Raw genomic sequence first — 19,304 nt, forward strand, 5'->3', positions numbered from 1 at the left:
TACAATGGATGATTTTGAAAAATATATAGCAGAAAATAAGCATGTATTTAATGAGCATAAAGCAGATAAATCAAAAATCTGGAATGAGATTGAATCTAACTTAGACACTTCAAAAACAATTCGCCTGTGGAGGTCTCCTCTAATAAAAATAGCTGCGAGTATTTTGATCCTTATAGGAACTTTCTCAGTAGTAAATCTAGTCTTGTCAGGATTTAATAATAACAACCAAAATAATATTGTACATCAAGAATTACGAGATATTGACACCTATTATAAGGATCTGGTATCTTTTCAGGTACAACTTGTCAAAAACAATTCAAAATTACAACCTGAAGACAAAAAGAAATTCTTGTCTTTTATGGATGAATTGGATGAAGAATACAATGCTCTTAAAACCGAAATGGCAAAAAACTTGAACAATGAATACATTTTAGAAGCCATTGTTAATAACTATAAAAAAAGAATCGAATTGATCGAAAACCTGTTGAAACAGATCAATGATTCTAAAAAATCGAATGAAAATGAAGGCTATATCTTATAAATATCTTTTACTGATGCCCATACTGCTATTTTTTGCAAATGGCATATGGGCGCAGGAAAAAGTATCAAAGAAAATTGAAAAAACGTTTCCGTTAACCAATGCAGGAGAATTACATTTAGAAAATAAATACGGAAATATAACTATTCAAGGATGGGAGAAAAAAATAATAAAAATCGATATTGACATACAGGTTGTTAAAAAGAAAAAAGAAGATGCACAAGAATTGTTAAAACGTATTAATCCTGCAATTAATAATACCGAAGATTTTGTAAGTATTTCTTCTGTAATTGAAGAAAAGAATACAAGTATGATTTCTAGATTCTTAAACAAAGAACTCTTTAACAAAACAAGTTTCTTTGATTTTGACAAAGGTAATATTCAAATAGATTACACTGTCTATTTGCCTTTTAATGCCGAAGTTAATATTATAAATAAATTTGGAGATATCATTATAAGTGAATGGAACGGAAAGCTAAAAGCCAATGTACAGCATGGCGATATGTGGGTAAATAAAGATCTCAATAACGCAAGTATAGAAATGAAATTTGGAAAGCTAAAAACCAAATCTATTACTTATGGAAACATACGATTTAAAAATGGAGAAATCGATATAGAGTCATCTAATGATCTTAAAATAAATAGTAGCGGTACAATCGTAAAAATTGAAAATGTAGAATCATTAGAAATACACTCAAGTAAGGATCAGGTTACTATTCAAAAATTAGGAAGTATTCAAGGTGAACTTATGTTTAGCACTATGAATATAGATGCCGTACACCAAAACATTAATCTGGTTACAGAAGTAGCAGATGTTTGGGTATCAAAAATTCACAAAACCAATGCTAATGTAACCATCGATCAGGAATCTTCAGAACTAAGCATCAATGTCTCAGGAATGTCCATAGATTTTAATGCTTCTCTCGAACAAGGGCTGTTAAGAATTCCTAAGTCGTTTACAAATATAAAAACCGATGTGATTGATAAACGAAGAAAAATCAGAGAAATTAGCGCCACTTATGGTAACAGTGATTTAAAAGGAAAGTTCCATATCACAGGTAGAAAGGGAGTGGTTATATTAAAAGAATGAGTACACACCTCTCTTTTAATTACCCTAGTGATCATTGATTATGATAAATTTAACAGTATAGAAACGAATTACATGCAACTATTATAAATTTAACTTGTCAATGATATAACAAATCAAGTATAATGAGACACGTAAAAACTATATTACTTTTTGCTTTAACCAGCTATATTTGCCCAAGTATAGCCCAAGAATCACAGAATTATATAGAATTCAATGACCGAAAAAATATTGTACATGGTGTTTATCTGGGAGTACATGCTGGTTATGGCGAAATTGAAGGTAAAGAAACATATATTGCCGGACTTAAGATCGCCTATGTTGCTAATCAAAAATTTGAAGTTGGTTTTGTAACAAAAGGCCTCTTTTCTAATCAAAATATTCCAGGAATTTTCTCTCCAGAGATTGCAGATCTGGGAGCAGTTTATTCAGGTCTTCATTTAGAACCAATATTATTTAGTAAAGCCAAAATCAATCTTTCTTTTCCTGTACTAATAGGCGGTGGTGCAATGGGATACATTAATACTAACTGGAATGATGAAGAAGAAGCTGAACGATACCAAGAAGATCAATGGGATGCAATATTTGTTGTAGAGCCAGGAGTAAATGTTTTGTATAATATTTCGCGATACGTTCAGTTAGAAATGGGAGTTAAGTACAGGTTCTCTAGTAAAGCAGAATTATCACCAGATGCAATTACCAGAATCAATGGTTTCTCGGCTGGATTCGGTGTAAAAATGGGAGTATTCAATCTTGGAAGAAATCGCTATAAAAAAAACATACCAAATCATGAATGAATTAAAAACAAACCGCAAAAAAAGCATAAACGTTGTATATGTCTTTTCAGAAAACGACAAGGTTTATGTTAAAAACAGTACATGTTCTGAACCATCTAATCAAACTTCAATAATCTATGAAGAGTGGTTTCCCATTAATTTTCAATGGAAATCATTAATGGATTTAAGAAAAAGCATGAGACTTCAAAATGCAGACGAAAACTATTAATTAAAGAATACTTTCTTATATAGTTTTCCTGTAACACTTACCCCTACAAAAATACAAATAACTAATAATCAGATTTTTAAATAAATCCGATACGATATCTATTGCCTAATAATCTAATTCTAATACTTTAAACATTTTAATTATCATTTTAAAACCTTAAAAAAATAAACAAATGAAAAAAGTAATCTCTTTACTCCTTCTTTTTGTAATTTTCTCTTGCGGAATAGATGATGATATTCTTCATACTCATATAGAATTGCAAAAATTATATGACGAATCAGAATTAGCTGGACTTTCTGTAGCAATAGTTGATAATAGAAAAGTGCGCTATCAGAATTCTTTTGGATATTCAGATATCAATAAAAATAGAAGGTACACAAATCATACAATTCAAAATATCGGATCTATATCCAAAACTTTTATCGCTCTAGCAGTAATGAAAGCTGTAGAACAAGGTAAATTAGATTTAGATGCCAATATCAATACATACTTACCTTTTGATGTAATACATCCTCTTCATCCAGAAAAACCAATTACCGTTCGACATCTGGCAACGCATACTTCTGGGATTACAGATGAAGAAGTGTATTTCAAAAGTTATGTGTTTGAAAACCCTGCTCAGGTAGATGTATCTATTTATCCCGAAGATTATCAACCTATTGTAGAGTTAATTAAAACGAATGTAAAAATCGATGACTCTGTTTTTTTCGAAAATGTATTGTCTGTATCTGGCCCATGGTATTCTCAGGATACTTTTCTGGAAAATGCTCCTGGAGAAAAATATGAATACAGCAATATCGCAGCCGCATTAGCAGCTTTTGTAGTAGAAAGTGCAACAGGGATTTCTTATGAAGACTATACTCATAAATATATTTTTGATCCCTTGCATATGAATGCTACCGGATGGGGATTCTCAGATGTAAATATGCAAAGCCATGCAACTCTATACTACACAAAAGATTTTGAAGTTCCCAGATATTCCCTGGTTACAAAAGCAGATGGTGGCCTTATAACCAGTACTTCGGATTTCAATAAATATTTGATAGAAATGATGAGAGGCTATCAAGGAAAAGGAAAATTATTATCTACAGCATCTTATAAAGAAATGTTTCGTCTTCAATCAAAACATGATGAAATTAAAGAAGCGATGGGTGGTATTTTTTGGGATATCAATAACAATAACACAATAGAACACACTGGTGGGGATCCAGGCATAATTACAGCATGTATGTTTGATCCTATAAAAAACAGAGGGTATTACCTAATGACAAACACAAGTGAAGAATTTAATATTAATATCGAAAGATCAATAGAAAAAATCTGGAATACTTTGATTAACGAAAATCCAGATCGTAACTATTAAATCAATAATTTACCCCTAATTATATAGTAAGATTTCGTCACAAAGCTTTATTATATAATTAGGGTTAACATAACCAGATCTAATCAAACTTCAAAACAAGTATAATTCAGAACACAAGAAAAAATTAGTGCAAAAAACGATAATTAACAATAAATTAATTGTAGAACTCGTAACATATTTCTTCCTTTACGGTTTACATTATTAGTACTAATTGATAAAATACTTTCTTTTGAAAAAACACATATTATCTGGTCTCATATTAGTATTCTTATCATCGTTCTCAATTCAAAGTCAGGAAAAATTTACATTAAGCGGGATTATTTCAGAAAAATCCAGTAACGAAACCCTTATCGGAGTCAATGTTATATTTCCAGAAATAGCAAAAGGTATAGTTACCAATGAATATGGCTTTTATTCTATTACTTTACCTCAGGGAAAATACAAACTACAAGTTAGTTATTTAGGATTCACAGATCGTATACTCGAAATTGATCTTAATGAAGATAAAAAACTTAATGTCCAACTTATAGAATCTTCAGAGGTTCTCGATGAAGTAATCATTACGGAAAAGACGGAAAAATTGAGCATTAAAAACCCCCAGATGAGTATTAATAAACTCACCGCAGGAACTATTAAACAAATTCCTGTTGTTCTGGGAGAAGCCGATGTGATCAAATCAATTATCCTTTTACCAGGAGTAACTAGTGGTGGCGAAGGAGCCGCTGGATTTAATGTACGAGGAGGATCAACCGATCAAAATCTTATTTTATTAGACGAAGCTACTATTTTTAATTCTTCTCATCTTTTTGGTTTTTTCTCTGTCTTTAATCCAGATGCAATAAAAGATATCAAGTTATACAAAGGTGGTATCCCTGCTAGATATGGCGGTCGCGTATCATCGGTATTAGACATTTATCAAAAAGAAGGAAATAGCAAAAAATATAGAATTAATGGTGGTCTTGGGGCAGTAGCAAGTAGATTACTGGCAGAAGGCCCTATTGTAAAAGATCGAGGTGCATTTTTGGTAGGAGGAAGAGCTTCTTATGCTCACCTTTTTTTGCCGCTTTTTGATAATGATAATGTTGCATATTTCTATGATCTCAATACAAAACTAAATTATAAAATTAATGACAATAATAATGTATACCTGTCTGGTTACTTTGGTCGAGATGTATTTGCTATAGACGAAGTTTTTAAAAACACTTATGGTAACACGGTACTTAATCTAAGGTGGAATCACCTGTTTTCAGACAAACTATTCTCTAATCTATCCCTTATATATTCTGATTATTTCTATGGATTAGAACTCGATTTTGTAGGCTTCGAATGGGATTCTGGAATCAGAAATTTTAACCTAAAATATGACCTTAAACATTATATCAGTGATAATTTTCAGCTTAATTATGGTATTAACAATATCTATTTTAGATTTAATCCTGGTGAAATAAAACCCAATAGTGCAGATTCTGGAATTAATAGAGAAAAGCTTATCGATAAATATGCAAATGAATTTGGGGCCTACATCGATGCAGAACACAAAATCTCTAATAACCTAACCCTTCAATATGGACTTAGGCTAAGCAATTTTATTCGACTAGGGCAAAATGAGCTTAATATCTATGAAAATAACAACCCTCTTTTATTTAATGAAGAATTGCAGATTTATGAAGATGCAAAACCAATAGGTACAGAAAATTTTAGCAGAAGTGATCAAATAAAAACATTTACCAATTTAGAACCCAGAGTAGCTCTGGCATATGCTTTTAACGACAATACTTCAATAAAAGCTAGTTATAACAGAATGGCTCAATACCTTCATTTATTATCAAATACCAGTTCCCCTACTCCTTTAGATGTATGGACTCCTAGTGGTAAATACATAAAACCACAATTACTCAATCAATATGCTCTAGGGTATTTTAAAAGTATTAATGATGATAAATACTCCCTAGAAACAGAAGTTTTTTATAAGGATATAAAAAATCGTATCGATTATATCGACGGTGCAGATCTAATTGCTAATAATGCTATCGAGCGAGATATTTTAAATGGAGAAGCCCGTGCTTATGGTTTAGAATTTTTATTAAGAAAAAATGAAGGGAAGTTTAAAGGTTGGCTTGCCTACACTTTATCAAAATCAGAACAAAAAACCCCTGGTAGAACACCACAAGAACCAGGGATCAACAATAGCAAATGGTATAGTACTCCATATGATAAAACCCATGATATATCCTTTAACGGAAGTTATGAATTAAACGAAAAATGGAAATTTGGCGCTAATTTCATATTCCAAACAGGACAACCAACCAATTACCCTACAGGGCAGTTCGAATTTCAAGGGTTAGTAGTACCTGTGTTTGATGGACCACGAAATAGTGAACGATTACCAGCATATCATAGAATAGATATATCAGCTACTTTAACACCAAGGAAAAACAAAACCAGAAAATGGCATGGAGAGTGGGTATTTAGTATCTATAATGTATATAATCGTAAAAATGCAGCATCAATTACTTTTAGAAGAAATCAGGATTCCTATGTAAATGAAGCTGTAAGAACCTCTATATTTGGGATTATACCAGCTGTGACCTATAATTTTAAATTCTAATACATGAACATAATTAAAGGTTTATATAGTAATCAAGAGATATATACTACACTAATAAAAACAGGGATGATGTAAATTTTAGTTTTGATCGCTGAAAAGAAAATTAGAAACAGAAACAATGAAAAAATTAATCTATATACTGGTAATTCTAATAACATCGATTAGCTGTGAAGATGCAATTGATATAGAGGTCCCCAATGGAAAACAAAGATTAGTAATCGACGCTTCTTTTGAATATTATCTAGACGAAAACCCTGTTGATATCGAAGGTGGAGTAAGGCTTACATTATCAGCTCCATTCTTCGACAAAGAAACTCCTACTGTAAGTGATGCTACCGTTTTTATCACAGATCTTTCTAATAATTTGATTATCAATTTTACCGAATCAACAGAGCCAGGATTTTATACCCCAGACTCAACTACATTTACTCCAGAATTCGATACTACATATCAACTTACTGTTATCTACAACAATGAAACTTTTATCGCCACTGCACAACTTATTCCTACTGTTCCTATTGATAATGTAGTGCAAGGAGATAATACTTTATTTGACGATGAGACCGAAATTATTATTTTCTTTACAGACGACGGAACCCGTGATGATTTCTACCTTTTTGATTTTGATTTCAGTTTATTTTTGGCAAGCGAAGATCGTTTTTATCAAGGCGAAGCATTCAATTTCTCTTATTTCTACGAGGATATGGTAAATGGCCGTAATGTAACCATTAAGATATTAGGAATTGACGAACGTTATTACAACTATGCAAACCTGCTTATTGAACAAAGTGAACAAGAAGGAGGAAATCCATTTCAAACACCTCCTGCTCTACTAAGAGGTAATATCATTAACACAACCAATATTGATAATTTCGCTTTGGGATATTTTAATATTTCTGAAGCTAATCGATTTGATTTTACTATAAAAGAATAACACTTTATTATTCAACATGTTCTGTTTTTTTTGATTTTGCTGAAAACAGTTTTTTTGCTTAAAAAAAAGAAAGATACTCTCATCTTCAAGTCAAAAATGAGTATTTTTGAAGCATGTCATTTACAAAAACTACAGAGCAATCTTCAAAATATGATCATTTAGAGAAAATGAGCATTAATGAGTTGCTTTCCAACATAAACAAAGAAGATAAAACAGTTCCTGATGCTGTAGAAAAATCTATTCCACAGATTGAAGCTTTGATTGCTCAAATTGTACCAAAACTTAAAAATGGTGGTCGGATTTTCTATCTTGGAGCCGGGACAAGTGGCAGATTAGGAATTGTAGATGCCAGCGAATGTCCACCTACTTTTGGTGTTTCTCCCGATTTGGTTATTGGATTAATCGCTGGGGGTGATACCGCAATTCGTAAATCTGTAGAATATGCCGAAGATAGTACAGAACAAAGTTGGGAAGAGTTACAAGAATATCAGATTTCAGAAAAAGATGTCGTTATTGGTATCGCAGCTTCAGGTACTACTCCATATGTCATAAGTGCATTACAAAAATGTAATGAACATCATATTATTACAGGATGTATTACCTGTAATGAAGGTAGCCCTTTGGCCATCACTGCTCAATTTCCTATTGTTATTACCGTAGGTCCCGAGTTTGTAACCGGAAGCTCTCGTATGAAAGCCGGTACTGCCCAAAAACTGGTTTTGAATATGATTTCTACAACCACTATGATTCAATTAGGGCGAGTAAAAGGAAACAAAATGGTTGATATGCAACTTAGTAATAACAAATTAGTAGATCGTGGAATACGTATGATCATGGAAGAATTATCAATCGATCATGCAAAGGCTTCTGCGATATTAGAACAGTACGGAAATGTACGTGATGCAATAAACCATTATGGAAACTGAAAGAACAAATAAAGAACTATTAGGTAAAGGAGTGCAGCGAATGGCTATAGCACTTATTTTTATGTTTATTAGCCCAGTTATTATTCATTCTGCTTTTAAAAATCAGGATCATCCGTTATATATTCCTATACTAATATTAGGAATAATTGGTGCAGGATTTGCGATATTTATGGCATTTAGAGGTTTAAGAACTATTATGGAATCAATATTTGGTAAAAAGTAATAATAAATGTTATAAAACAAATAATGAGTTAAAAAAACTAGTAGAAAAAAGGTGAAACAAAGGCTTTCTCTACTCTTCGTTTCACCATAATTTTATGTCTATTTAGTCCCTGAGAACCCCCAATTATTTCCATTAATAGTAGCTCCTATTTCTAATTTATTTTCATTTATCGAAATTCCAACAGCACTACCATCCCCTGAAGTAGAAGCGTAATTCCCATTAGAACCTGAAAACCTTAATCCTGTTATTGAAGGAACCCCATTACTAAATGTTATGGTATAGGTATTGCCCGATTTTGATATAGTTGCAGTCCCACTAGTTTCGGCAACTATAAGAGAGCCGTCAGCAGAGGTGTACCCTAGCTCTCCACTATAGCTAGTGAGAACAGTTGATGGTAAAACTCCTGAAATATTCTCTGTCGGCCCATTGTCATCATCACTACTACAAGAAGTGACAAACAAAATTGAGAATACAAAAATTGTTTTTACTACATGCTGATAAAAATTGTTTTTTGTTTTCATTGCTTAAATTTTAATATTAGTATAGAATAAAAAACAAATCTATCTTACTTGTATAGACTAAAACCTTAGATATGGATATCTTACAACATTTTGTGGACAAACGACAATAATGGGAGGACTAGTGTATTTTTATCTAAGAATGCATAGACATACCTAAAACATATTTAAAATCAAGTAGATTACAACTATATTATATTAAGTTTTTTATATACTTCTCCCTTAAACGTTCTTCCTATCGGAATATGATGACCTTTTATCTCAATAGTTTGATCAGGTTCGTGAAAAGAATCAATTTTTTGCCAATTAACTATATAAGATCGATGTGTTTGCACAAAAATGGTGTTATCTAACAACTTAAGTAAACTGAGAATAGAATATCTTACCGATAATTTTTTATTGTCTGAGGTAACTATTGAACAATAATTTTTAGAATCGGTATGAATAAAAAATATTGTATTCATCTCAACTTTAATTAACTTATTACCACTTTTAACAAAAACCCTTGAGGAATCTTCTCTATTTTTTTCATCTTTAGATATACTTTTTTGTGCAAGAATAAGAGCTGCCTGTAGGTTTTTTTCATTGATAGGCTTAGTAATATAGGCTATTGGAGAAATATCTGCTGCTTTAGACATTACATCTACAGTATAATCAGAAGATATAAACAGAATAGGAATTTTATACAATGATTTAATTCTTTTACCTAGAGTAATCCCAGATTGTTTTCTATTAAGATGAATATCCAACAATACTGCATCTGGCATAAGTTTCCCTATTTCTTCTTGAGCTTCAAAAGGATCATTAGAATTACCAATACAAGAATGTCCCAATGTTTGTAACGTTATCATAATATCATCCAAATGAAATATATCATCTTCAACTATATATACATTCATATGCTCTATATTTTATGCAGATCTCGATCCCATTGTATTTTGTTTTAACTCTATTGGTATAGCAGCAGGAAAACTTAAATCAAAACGTGTTCCTATCCGTTTTTTCGAAGAAACTTTAATTGTCCCCTTATTCATACTCACAAATCGATATACTAGATTAAGGCCTAGTCCGGTTCCTTTTTCTCCTTGTGTACCAATAGTGGTATGCCCTTCTTCCAATGTAAAGATACTTTTTAATTGTTCCTCAGACATACCCTCTCCAGTATCACTAACTGAGCACAATAACGTATTAAAATCATTCTTGAACTCGATTCGAATATTTCCATTTTCGGTATACTTCAATGCGTTACCAATTAGATTTCTAAATATCACATGAAAAGCTCCCTTATCAAACTTAATAGAAACATCTTCCTCATATTTTAACTCTATATCAGTATTCTTATAAGCGACTCGTTGTTTAAAAGCAGTAATAATTTCTTCGAATTGCTCTCTAACTGACATTCGTTCTGGGTTTATTCGATATCCATTCATTTGCTCTAAAGACCAATTTAATAGGTTGTCTAACATATTTGAAAGGCTCTCCGAGTTTTTTTCAAGTTCTTTAGAAAGTTCAATTGTTCGCTGATGATTTCCTTGGTCTATATGATGTTTTAAAATCTTCCCAGAACGCTGAAACGGAATCATCATACCTCTAAGATCGTGCGCTATAATCGAAAAAAGTCGATTCTTCACTTGATTTATAGATGTAAGTTCTTTTTGCTGTTTTTGTAATTTCCGAAAAGCCCAAATTCCTATAACTAACACAAATAATAAAAAAAATGCTGCTAACATATATAAATTTTGTTTGGCTTTTGCTCTTTGGACAGTTAGTTCTTGTGCCTCTTTTTCTTTATTAAGTTTAACAATCTCCAATTCTTTTTTCTGGGTATCATACTTTTTTTCTAAATCTGCTACCTGTGTTTTTACTTTTTCATTAGAAATAGAATCATTTATGGCTTGATACTTTTTTAAATGACTCAGTGCCTCAGTCAGTTGTCCTGTTCCTTCAAAATATTTACTATAAAACCTGTGTAGGGATCTATTATAAGTTAAAATTCCAGTTTTTTTGACTTTACTTTCTAAAAGGGTTAAATACTTCTTTGTTTTCCTATAATTCTTTTTATAAAGATAAATCTTTACTACACTTTCTATTGCAGATACTAAAATCAAGTCATCCATTTTTTTTGATGAATCTGCAATTATTGCGGCTTCATATGCTTGAATAAAACATTTTTCAGCTTTATCATAATCTTTTAAATTATCAAAATAAATAGAGCCTTTAGTATTAAGTATTTTAGCTAAAAGACCATTATCTTTTCTATTATTAATTAGCACTAAAGCAGAATCAATAACTTTCAGAGCTTTATAAGGACTTTTAAGTGCTATATAAGAATCTGCTATTTTTGAATAGCTATGCATGAGCACATAATCATTTCCTATTTTCTTTGATTTTGAAATTGCGATCTTATAATACTTATTTGCCACTTCATATTGCTTCAATCTTAAATAGCAAGTCGCAAGCATGTAATTATAAGCTTCTAAACTAGAAGAACTTCCTATCTTCTCAGACTCCTCAATACCTCTTAAAAGATTTTTGGCTGCAGATTCAAAATCAGATATTCGCAAATAGTAAGTTCCTCTATTGGCATAACAAGAATGAATATAGTTTACCAAATTATAACGCTCTGATAGTGTAATGGAAGAATCTGTATATTTAATAGCATCATGGTACTCTGCTCTTACATCAGACATATAAGCGTACGTTTGATAATACAAAATCCAACCTTCATCGCCAGGATATTTGTTCAATATCTTTCGCGATTTTCGTAAAAGTGTTAAAGCATCTTTGTTTTTATTGCTTAAAGCTAAAAGGTAGGCTTTATTAGTAAGTGGCTTCAGAGATAATTGTTCATCATTTAAATCTTGTTTTCCAAGCTTTATTGCTTGATCATAATAGTACAAAGCAGAGTCTATTTTTCGTTTTTCTCTATAAATAAAAGCATTGGTTGTCAAAATATCCATCTGACAATATACATCGACTTTAGAAATCATTTTATGATTAAGTTGGAGGTAATCATCCATATTGGTAATTGTATCTCCTTGTTTACGCCACATCTCACAATAATCATTCTTTTTTTGAGCATGAATATTAGAAAATATGAAAATTAACCAAATGACTACGATAAAAATTTGCCTTTGCATGTTTTGAAGGTTATTAAATCATTAAACCTGGATTATGCATTATAAATTCGTTATAAAAGCATAAAATGCAATAAAACTTAATATTACCTATAATCCAGGTTAAAATTAAATATTATAACTTTAATATCTAATTTATTCTAGCAAACTTAGCTTATACTACGCTTTTAAGGGTTTTCTGAATATTCTAGAAAAGGAAAAAGTAAATTTCTCCCTAGCAAGTTTACGGATCATTTAACGAAACACATTTTCAAACTTTAATTATTTACTAATGAGGCAAGCCAAGGGGGGTATTTACCCTGTAGAGAATAAAATGCTATTGATTTTATCAAGTTTTATATCCCCTCTCTTTTACTAATCGGTGTTGTCGGATTATAACCAAATCCCGGAATTTTTATTTCTATTCCTAACTGATTAAGGATATACCCGATAGTTGCATAATGATGTACCGTATGACTATTGGCATGAGCAAGAATACTCTCTAAGGTATAATTTACAGTTACTTTTCCCTGTCCCAAATTATCAGTAACATGAATTAGGTAATCCGTATTTGTATCAATATAAGAGAGTAATGTTTCCTGAAGTTGGTATATATAATGTATTGCAGACTCCTTATCTGTAGATAATATTTCATCTCGTTTACGAGCTGTTAGATCAATATTATTAGAGTCTAACCCACTAATTATACAGTCAAAAAAATCAAGAGTATGGCGTATATGTGAACCTATACTAGAGTAATATGGCCCAACAGAACTATTTTGATATGTAGTAGAATCTATAGCGTTAAGTAAATCTATAGCGCTACTAAGATTATAATTTATTGAAGAGATAACTAATTGTTTCATGAGCCGTTTAGACGTAAGATACATAATTAACTTACAAATTTTATAGATAAGCCTGTAAAATTAATTTTAAAAAAGCTATATCGTAAATAATATTACGTACAAATCATCGTTTAGGTATTGATTTACAGTAACAATCACCCTATTTTCTCACACACAGTAGGATATTTATCACCAAAAATAAGGTTTACCCGTAAAAACTAAGACAAAATGCGTATTTCGTCGATTAATGACTGTTTTTTTTGGATGTTACATATAAAATATTGTATTATTGCTATGTGATTTAAAAGCCCCCAAAGAATGAAAAAAATTGCACTTATACTGTTTTTGTTATGTTTTATCCCCAGAACTAACGCTCAAAATACATACGACGATGCCTTAACTGCTGCCAGTTATGCATACTCGCACAGTAAAAAAGCACATGGGGCAAATAACGTCTTTCATACCCAAGAATATGCCGATAAAGCTATAGAAGCTTTCCAGAAAGTAGAAGATCTTGCCGATAAATGTGGCTGCAAAGAAGCAAACGAAACCGCATATAAAGCTAGAGTCGATATGGAAAGTTCGTTAGAACAAGATACCTACGAACGCAGTAGATATTTTGCAAAACGCGCTAAAGAATTGGGGTCTCAACTTCTAGAACAATTAACTTCTTGTCAGGCTAATGGTGATAACTATTCAGATGCAGATGTAGCCTCTACAGAGGGAGAAAACGAATTGGCAGAAGCCACTCAAGAAGTCGCTAGCAAACAAAAAGAATTAGAAGAAAAACGTCGTCAGTTAGAAATCGAACAACAAAAACTCGAACAACAAATAGCTGAGCAAAATAAGATGAAAGCTGAATTTGAAGCTAAGCGTGCTGCCGAATTAAAAGCACAATCATTGATAAAATCAAAAGCCGAAATGGCATTACAAAAATTAGAAAGTGCGCTACAAGAATTAAGTGTAGTTCTAAATGAAGAGTCTAAATTCGTATCACAAGCTGACTATGTACGAAGTGAAAATGACCTAAAAAACGAATCACTCGACGATACAAAAACATTCTATGTAAATAGAGCAAAAGAACTTACCCAAACCGCTATGCAACAATTTGCCGGTTATAATATGGTAGAAAATTAATTAATGCTGAATTTTATTTTGTAGCCCCAAAATAAAATTTTTACAAACGACATCTCTCCTCTTGCGAGATGTCGTTTTTTTTTATCCTGCTGTGAATAAAAAAATTGTTACAAAACAATAATTATGGAATAATTCCTTATTTTTGGAATTATTCCATAATTATTGTTTTGAGAACTATATTACATCTTGATCTAGACACATTCTATGTATCTGTAGAACGCATGATCAACAGCACTTTAAAAGAAAAACCGCTCCTTGTTGGTGGAATTAGTGATCGTGGTGTTGTAGCTGCATGCAGTTATGAAACCAGATCCTATGGCATACACTCTGGCATGTCTATGAAAATTGCTAAAGAGCTGTGCCCTGAGGCCGTTGTTATAAAAGGTAATGCCGGAACATATAGCAAATACTCTGATACAGTTACAGAAATCATCAAAGAAAATGTACCTGTATTCGAAAAATCAAGTATTGATGAATTCTATGCAGATCTTTCTGGTATGGACAAATTCTTTGGCACTTATAAATATTCTTTAGAATTACGCCAAAAAATTATTTCCGAAACGGGGCTTCCTATATCTTTTGGGCTTTCTGGCAATAAAGTAGTATCTAAAGTAGCCACCAATGAAGCAAAACCAAATAACCAGTTAAAGATAGATTTTGGCACAGAAAAACCATTTCTGGCTCCGTTATCGGTTAAAAAAATTCCAATGGTAGGTGATAAAACATATCAAACTTTACGAAACCTGGGAGTTCGCTATATAAAAACGATCCAGGATATGCCTGTAGATGTCATGAAAGGAGTACTTGGAGCAAACGGTCTCACCATCTGGAAAAGAGCAAACGGGATAGACAATAGCCCCGTTATTGCATTTTCTGAACGCAAATCAATCTCTACAGAAAGAACATTCGACAGAGATACTATAGACATCTACAAACTTAGAAACCTCCTTATAGCAATGACAGAAAACCTCTCCTATCAATTGCGTAGAGGAAATAAGTTAACTGCCTGCATTGCTGTAAAAATTAGATACTCTGATTTTAATACATATACTAAACAACTTAAAATACCATATACCAGCGCAGATCATATTCTTATCCCCAAAATTCTGGAGCTATTCGAAAAACTATATCAAAAACGATTATTAATTCGATTAATAGGAATACGATTTACCCATTTGGTTGGCGGCAACTATCAGATCAATCTATTTGATGATAGTGAGAAGCAGCTTAACCTATATCAGGCATTAGATAACATTAGAATTCGATATGGAGACCGAAGTGTAATAAGAGCCGCAGCTATAGGATCAACAACTATAGGCAGAATGCAAAACCCGTTTAATGGGCACCCCCCTATTGTATTAGCCCATAGAAAACAATAGTTTTTATACCTATCGATATCATAATAATGGCATCCGGGCGGGTTATTCACTATATCTTTTTCTGTTAATTCGTTCGAATTAACAGAAAAAGGATGTCGTTGCTACCCCTGATGCAAAAGTCAAAACATGAAACTAAATGTACCTTAATTGTCACTCATACTATAGTTTACGTTTCGGAACTTTTTCTGAAATCGATCTCTTAGAGTTGGCCAAAGAAAATAATATAAATTGCCTTGCTCTAACAGATATTAACAACACCTCTGCCTGCCTAAATTTTGTTAGAAAAGCAAAAGAGTATGAAATCAAACCTATTGTAGGAATAGATTTTAGAAACAATCATCAACCTTTATACACAGGATTGGCAAAAAATAATGAAGGGTATAAAGAACTAAATGATTTCTTATCATACTATTCGTATAAAAAAACCGATTTTCCCAAAATAGCTCCTCCTGCAAAAAATTCCTATATCATATATCCTTTTGAATACATATTATCTATAAATAAAACCAATTTTACAGATAATGAACTTATAGGTATAGCTATAAAAGACATTCCTAAATTTCGTCTTTCTAATTTGCAAAAACTGGAAGATAAATGTATAGCACTACAACCAGTTACCTTCAGAAATAAAAAAGATTTTAATGCCCACCGATTATTAAGGGCTATTGATAACAATATACTACTAAGCCGTTTACCCGATAACCAACAGGCTTGTTTTTCAGAACAAATGATCCCGGATCAGGAAATAAAAAATAAATTTTCAGAATTTGATTTCATTATCAAAAACACCCTTGCAATCCAGGAAGAATGCTGCATTAATTTTGACTTTTCAAAAAACAACCCTTCGTTAAATCCAAAAACATACACCAGCAGTATACAAGAAGATAATAAATTACTTAAAAAACTCTGCCAGGAAGGTCTTGTCTATCGATATCCAAATCCTCCAAAAAAAGTACTCGATCGTCTAAAAAAAGAACTATCACTAATTACAAAAATGGAATTTGTTTCCTATTTTTTGATTAACTGGAGAATTATCTCTTATGCACAAAGCAAAGGATATTATTATGTAGGTCGTGGTAGTGGAGCAAATAGTATTGTAGCATACTTACTTCGTATCACAGATGTCGATCCCATAGAACTAGATCTCTATTTCGAACGGTTTATCAATACACACCGTACCAGTCCTCCTGATTTTGATATTGATTTCTCATGGAAAGACAGACAAGATATCACTCGATTTATTTTCCAGGAATTCGACAATGTAGCATTACTAGGAACCTACATTACTTTTCATTATAAAGGAGCAATAAGAGAATTAGGTAAAGTATTTGGTCTTCCAAAATTTGAAATCGACAAGTTAAGTGAAGGAGATTACGATTATAACTCTCTTGATCAAATTCATAAGTTGGTAGTCATTTATAGTAATCTTATACGAGGTATCCCTAATTATCTTAGCGTACATGCTAGCGGAATATTGATTAGTGAACACCCTTTACATTATTATTCTGCCACAGATCTTCCGCCTAAAGGGTTTCCCACTGTACAATATGATATGATTATCGCAGAAGATCTGGGCTTATATAAATTTGACATTTTAGGGCAACGTGGGTTAGCAAAAATTAAAGACGCAATTACAATTATAGCATACAATCAACCTGCATTAGCAAATTTTGATATTCATGATATAAAGAGGTTTAAGAAAGATGAAAAAATAAATACTCTGATACGAGATGCAAAATGCCTGGCTTGCTTTTATGTAGAATCTCCTGCGATGCGTATGCTTTTAAGTAAACTAAAAACAGATAATTATTTAGGATTAGTAGCAGCAAGCTCAATTATACGTCCCGGAGTAGCTAAAAGCGGAATGATGCGGGAGTATATTTTACGGGAACATGATGTAGAAAGAAGAAAAAACTCACACCCGATTATGCTTGATTTAATGAGTGAAACCTATGGCATTATGGTATATCAGGAAGATGTGATTAAAGTAGCACATTTTTTTGCAAAACTAACTCTAGATGAAGCAGATGTATTACGTCGAGGTATGAGCGGCAAATTTAGATCGCGAAAAGAATTTAAAGATGTTAAAAATAAATTTATAAAGAACTGCAAAAATGAAGGCTATGCTGAATCCTTAATTTTTGAAATATGGGATCAGATAGCAAGTTTTGCCGGATATGCTTTTCCAAAAGGACATTCTGCTTCTTATGCCGTAGAGAGTTACCAAAGTTTATTTCTCAAAGCTTATTTTCCATTAGAATATCTAGTAGCTACATTAAATAATGGAGGCGGTTTCTACCGTCCCGAAATATATCTTCATGAAGCCAAGATATTAGGAGCTACCATACTAACTCCTTGTATCAATACTAGTAACTACGAACACACCTTAAAAGGCAAAAGTATATTTTTAGGGTTAATGATACTAAGAAATCTAGAACATAAGGTTTCAGAAAACATTTTGAAGAATCGTTCTCAAAGTGGTCCATATACTTCTTTAGATAATTTTATTGATAGAGTACAAATAAGTATAGAGCAGATTAGTATCCTCATTAAGATTAATGCATTTAGGTTTACTAATAAAAACAAACATGAACTATTATGGCAGGCTCATTTTAAAATAAACAGCATTCCATCGAATAATCACAATCAATTTCTTTTATTCAATCAAAAACGAGTAGCTCATACACTTCCAGAATTAAAAGTATCAAAACTAGAAGCTATGTTCGAACAAATTGAAGCTTTCGGATTTCCACTTTGCGGTTACTTCAAAATATTAGTTACCACACCCGAAAATAGTAATAATGCAAATCAGCTATATGATTATCTGCATAAAAACATAGATATATACGGATATCTTATAGCCATGAAAAACACTAAAACTCATACAGGAAAACGTATGGCTTTTGGCACGTTTCTAGATCAATTTGGCAATATCTTTGATACTGTACTATTTCCCAAAGTGCAAGAGAAATATCAATTAAGAGGAAAAGGTATTTATCGAATGTATGGTAAAGTAGTTAAAGAGTTTGGTTTTTTGAGTATCGAAGTTATTAAAATCGTAAAACAAGACTATATCCAAGATCCCAGATATGCATAAACGAAACCAACTAAAAACAACACCATAACAATAATACTTTTCATTTTTTAAATGATACATAATTTAAATTTTATAACTTCATATCATTATAAAAATTATTAACCTCTTAAATTAAACATTATGTATACAAAAATTTTAATTACGAAAGGTGTCAAAAAACTAAGTAAAACTGATCAATCTACAATTAGAGGAGCACATTTTGGTCGTTGCAGACCAGGCGGTGGGTATACAGGGCAAAGTTGCAGCACTTCAGACCAATGCAGACCTTTTGAACCAGGCTTCCCTGTCTTTTGTTCTCATGGCTGCTGTTATGGTGCTTTTTAACTAAAAACACGTATGATAATTATAAATCCTCTTTATTTAAATAAAGAGGATTTTCATATTTAATATTTTCAAACATAAAAAAAACCCTTCATAATAATTATGAAGGGTTTTCAAGGAAGGCGGTGACCTACTCTCCCACGATTGTAGTACCATTGGCGCTAACGGGCTTAACTTCTCTGTTCGGAATGGTAAGAGGTGATCCCC

The 19,304-nt window shown here is 32.0% G+C and carries 16 protein-coding genes and 1 rRNA gene; 12 read left to right on the forward strand and 5 right to left on the reverse strand.

Annotation, left to right across the window (positions count from 1 at the left end; all coding sequences use genetic code 11):
• Nucleotides 1-4: 4 nt before the first annotated feature.
• The 9 genes from DK441_RS04260 (at nucleotide 5) to DK441_RS04300 (ending at nucleotide 8,684) form a co-directional block, all read left to right on the forward strand.
• On the forward strand, nucleotides 5-541 hold the full coding sequence (locus DK441_RS04260; RefSeq protein WP_109097633.1) for a hypothetical protein: 537 nt from the start codon (nucleotides 5-7) through the stop codon (nucleotides 539-541).
• The gene (locus tag DK441_RS04265; RefSeq protein ID WP_160111950.1) at nucleotides 522-1,628 is read left to right on the forward strand and encodes a hypothetical protein; all 1,107 of its coding nucleotides are present in this window, start codon (nucleotides 522-524) and stop codon (nucleotides 1,626-1,628) included. Before DK441_RS04260 ends, DK441_RS04265 begins: the two co-directional genes overlap by 20 nt.
• A 122-nt stretch (nucleotides 1,629-1,750) precedes the next feature.
• Nucleotides 1,751-2,422, forward strand: a complete 672-nt coding sequence (locus tag DK441_RS04270; protein WP_109097635.1) for a hypothetical protein — start codon at nucleotides 1,751-1,753, stop codon at nucleotides 2,420-2,422.
• Nucleotides 2,415-2,630 carry a hypothetical protein gene (locus tag DK441_RS04275; RefSeq protein WP_109097636.1) on the forward strand — a complete coding sequence of 72 codons (216 nt, stop codon included), beginning with the start codon at nucleotides 2,415-2,417 and terminating at the stop codon, nucleotides 2,628-2,630. The genes DK441_RS04270 and DK441_RS04275 overlap by 8 nt, the downstream gene beginning before the upstream one ends.
• Before the next feature lie 172 nt (nucleotides 2,631-2,802).
• The gene (locus tag DK441_RS04280; RefSeq protein ID WP_109097637.1) at nucleotides 2,803-3,993 is read left to right on the forward strand and encodes a serine hydrolase; all 1,191 of its coding nucleotides are present in this window, start codon (nucleotides 2,803-2,805) and stop codon (nucleotides 3,991-3,993) included.
• A gap of 229 nt (nucleotides 3,994-4,222) precedes the next feature.
• Nucleotides 4,223-6,601 (forward strand): TonB-dependent receptor, encoded by a 2,379-nt coding sequence (locus tag DK441_RS04285; protein ID WP_235015705.1) that lies wholly within the window; start codon nucleotides 4,223-4,225, stop codon nucleotides 6,599-6,601.
• A gap of 118 nt (nucleotides 6,602-6,719) precedes the next feature.
• Complete coding sequence (locus DK441_RS04290) at nucleotides 6,720-7,535, forward strand: DUF4249 family protein (protein ID WP_109097638.1); 816 nt, start codon at nucleotides 6,720-6,722, stop codon at nucleotides 7,533-7,535.
• A gap of 113 nt (nucleotides 7,536-7,648) precedes the next feature.
• Nucleotides 7,649-8,461 (forward strand): N-acetylmuramic acid 6-phosphate etherase, encoded by an 813-nt coding sequence (gene murQ / locus DK441_RS04295; RefSeq protein WP_109097639.1) that lies wholly within the window; start codon nucleotides 7,649-7,651, stop codon nucleotides 8,459-8,461.
• A complete protein-coding gene (locus DK441_RS04300; RefSeq protein WP_109097640.1) occupies nucleotides 8,451-8,684 on the forward strand; it encodes a DUF6095 family protein in 234 nt (77 codons plus the stop codon). Before murQ ends, DK441_RS04300 begins: the two co-directional genes overlap by 11 nt.
• Before the next feature lie 98 nt (nucleotides 8,685-8,782).
• On the opposite strand, the gene DK441_RS04305 is transcribed toward DK441_RS04300, so the two are convergent.
• From DK441_RS04305 to DK441_RS04320, 4 genes are all read right to left on the reverse strand, one after another.
• Nucleotides 8,783-9,205, reverse strand: a complete 423-nt coding sequence (locus DK441_RS04305; RefSeq protein WP_109097641.1) for a hypothetical protein — start codon at nucleotides 9,203-9,205, stop codon at nucleotides 8,783-8,785.
• 185 nt (nucleotides 9,206-9,390) lie between these two features.
• Nucleotides 9,391-10,101 (reverse strand): LytTR family DNA-binding domain-containing protein, encoded by a 711-nt coding sequence (locus DK441_RS04310; RefSeq protein WP_109097642.1) that lies wholly within the window; start codon nucleotides 10,099-10,101, stop codon nucleotides 9,391-9,393.
• Between the two features lie 12 nt (nucleotides 10,102-10,113).
• Nucleotides 10,114-12,342: an ATP-binding protein gene (locus tag DK441_RS04315; protein WP_109097643.1), complete on the reverse strand. Its 2,229-nt coding sequence runs from the start codon at nucleotides 12,340-12,342 to the stop codon at nucleotides 10,114-10,116.
• Nucleotides 12,343-12,674: 332 nt separating this feature from the next.
• Nucleotides 12,675-13,184: a DinB family protein gene (locus DK441_RS04320; protein ID WP_109097644.1), complete on the reverse strand. Its 510-nt coding sequence runs from the start codon at nucleotides 13,182-13,184 to the stop codon at nucleotides 12,675-12,677.
• A 297-nt stretch (nucleotides 13,185-13,481) separates the two neighbouring features.
• Here DK441_RS04320 and DK441_RS04325 point away from each other — a divergent pair, with 297 nt between their 5' ends.
• The 3 genes from DK441_RS04325 to DK441_RS04335 all read left to right on the forward strand — a co-directional run bounded on the left by DK441_RS04325 (nucleotide 13,482) and on the right by DK441_RS04335 (nucleotide 18,776).
• Nucleotides 13,482-14,300, forward strand: a complete 819-nt coding sequence (locus DK441_RS04325; protein ID WP_109097645.1) for a hypothetical protein — start codon at nucleotides 13,482-13,484, stop codon at nucleotides 14,298-14,300.
• A gap of 167 nt (nucleotides 14,301-14,467) precedes the next feature.
• On the forward strand, nucleotides 14,468-15,679 hold the full coding sequence (locus DK441_RS04330; protein WP_370444299.1) for a DNA polymerase IV: 1,212 nt from the start codon (nucleotides 14,468-14,470) through the stop codon (nucleotides 15,677-15,679).
• 136 nt (nucleotides 15,680-15,815) lie between these two features.
• The gene (locus tag DK441_RS04335; RefSeq protein WP_109097646.1) at nucleotides 15,816-18,776 is read left to right on the forward strand and encodes a DNA polymerase III subunit alpha; all 2,961 of its coding nucleotides are present in this window, start codon (nucleotides 15,816-15,818) and stop codon (nucleotides 18,774-18,776) included.
• 438 nt (nucleotides 18,777-19,214) lie between these two features.
• Here the strand turns inward: DK441_RS04335 and rrf are convergent.
• Nucleotides 19,215-19,304: ribosomal RNA gene (rrf, locus tag DK441_RS04340) — 5S ribosomal RNA — on the reverse strand; the annotation flags it as partial.

This window comes from Aquimarina sp. AU58, assembly GCF_900312745.1.
GTDB classification, from domain to species: Bacteria; Bacteroidota; Bacteroidia; order Flavobacteriales; family Flavobacteriaceae; genus Aquimarina; species Aquimarina spinulae.

Coding starts and splice junctions, on each gene's coding strand:
- DK441_RS04260 (WP_109097633.1), top strand. CDS start 5: ATGGATGATTTTGAAAAATATATAGCAGAAAATAAGCATGTATTTAAT.
- DK441_RS04265 (WP_160111950.1), top strand. CDS start 522: ATGAAGGCTATATCTTATAAATATCTTTTACTGATGCCCATACTGCTA.
- DK441_RS04270 (WP_109097635.1), top strand. CDS start 1,751: ATGAGACACGTAAAAACTATATTACTTTTTGCTTTAACCAGCTATATT.
- DK441_RS04275 (WP_109097636.1), top strand. CDS start 2,415: ATGAATGAATTAAAAACAAACCGCAAAAAAAGCATAAACGTTGTATAT.
- DK441_RS04280 (WP_109097637.1), top strand. CDS start 2,803: ATGAAAAAAGTAATCTCTTTACTCCTTCTTTTTGTAATTTTCTCTTGC.
- DK441_RS04290 (WP_109097638.1), top strand. CDS start 6,720: ATGAAAAAATTAATCTATATACTGGTAATTCTAATAACATCGATTAGC.
- murQ (WP_109097639.1), top strand. CDS start 7,649: ATGTCATTTACAAAAACTACAGAGCAATCTTCAAAATATGATCATTTA.
- DK441_RS04300 (WP_109097640.1), top strand. CDS start 8,451: ATGGAAACTGAAAGAACAAATAAAGAACTATTAGGTAAAGGAGTGCAG.
- DK441_RS04305 (WP_109097641.1), bottom strand. CDS start 9,205: ATGAAAACAAAAAACAATTTTTATCAGCATGTAGTAAAAACAATTTTT.
- DK441_RS04310 (WP_109097642.1), bottom strand. CDS start 10,101: ATGAATGTATATATAGTTGAAGATGATATATTTCATTTGGATGATATT.
- DK441_RS04315 (WP_109097643.1), bottom strand. CDS start 12,342: ATGCAAAGGCAAATTTTTATCGTAGTCATTTGGTTAATTTTCATATTT.
- DK441_RS04320 (WP_109097644.1), bottom strand. CDS start 13,184: ATGAAACAATTAGTTATCTCTTCAATAAATTATAATCTTAGTAGCGCT.
- DK441_RS04325 (WP_109097645.1), top strand. CDS start 13,482: ATGAAAAAAATTGCACTTATACTGTTTTTGTTATGTTTTATCCCCAGA.
- DK441_RS04335 (WP_109097646.1), top strand. CDS start 15,816: ATGTACCTTAATTGTCACTCATACTATAGTTTACGTTTCGGAACTTTT.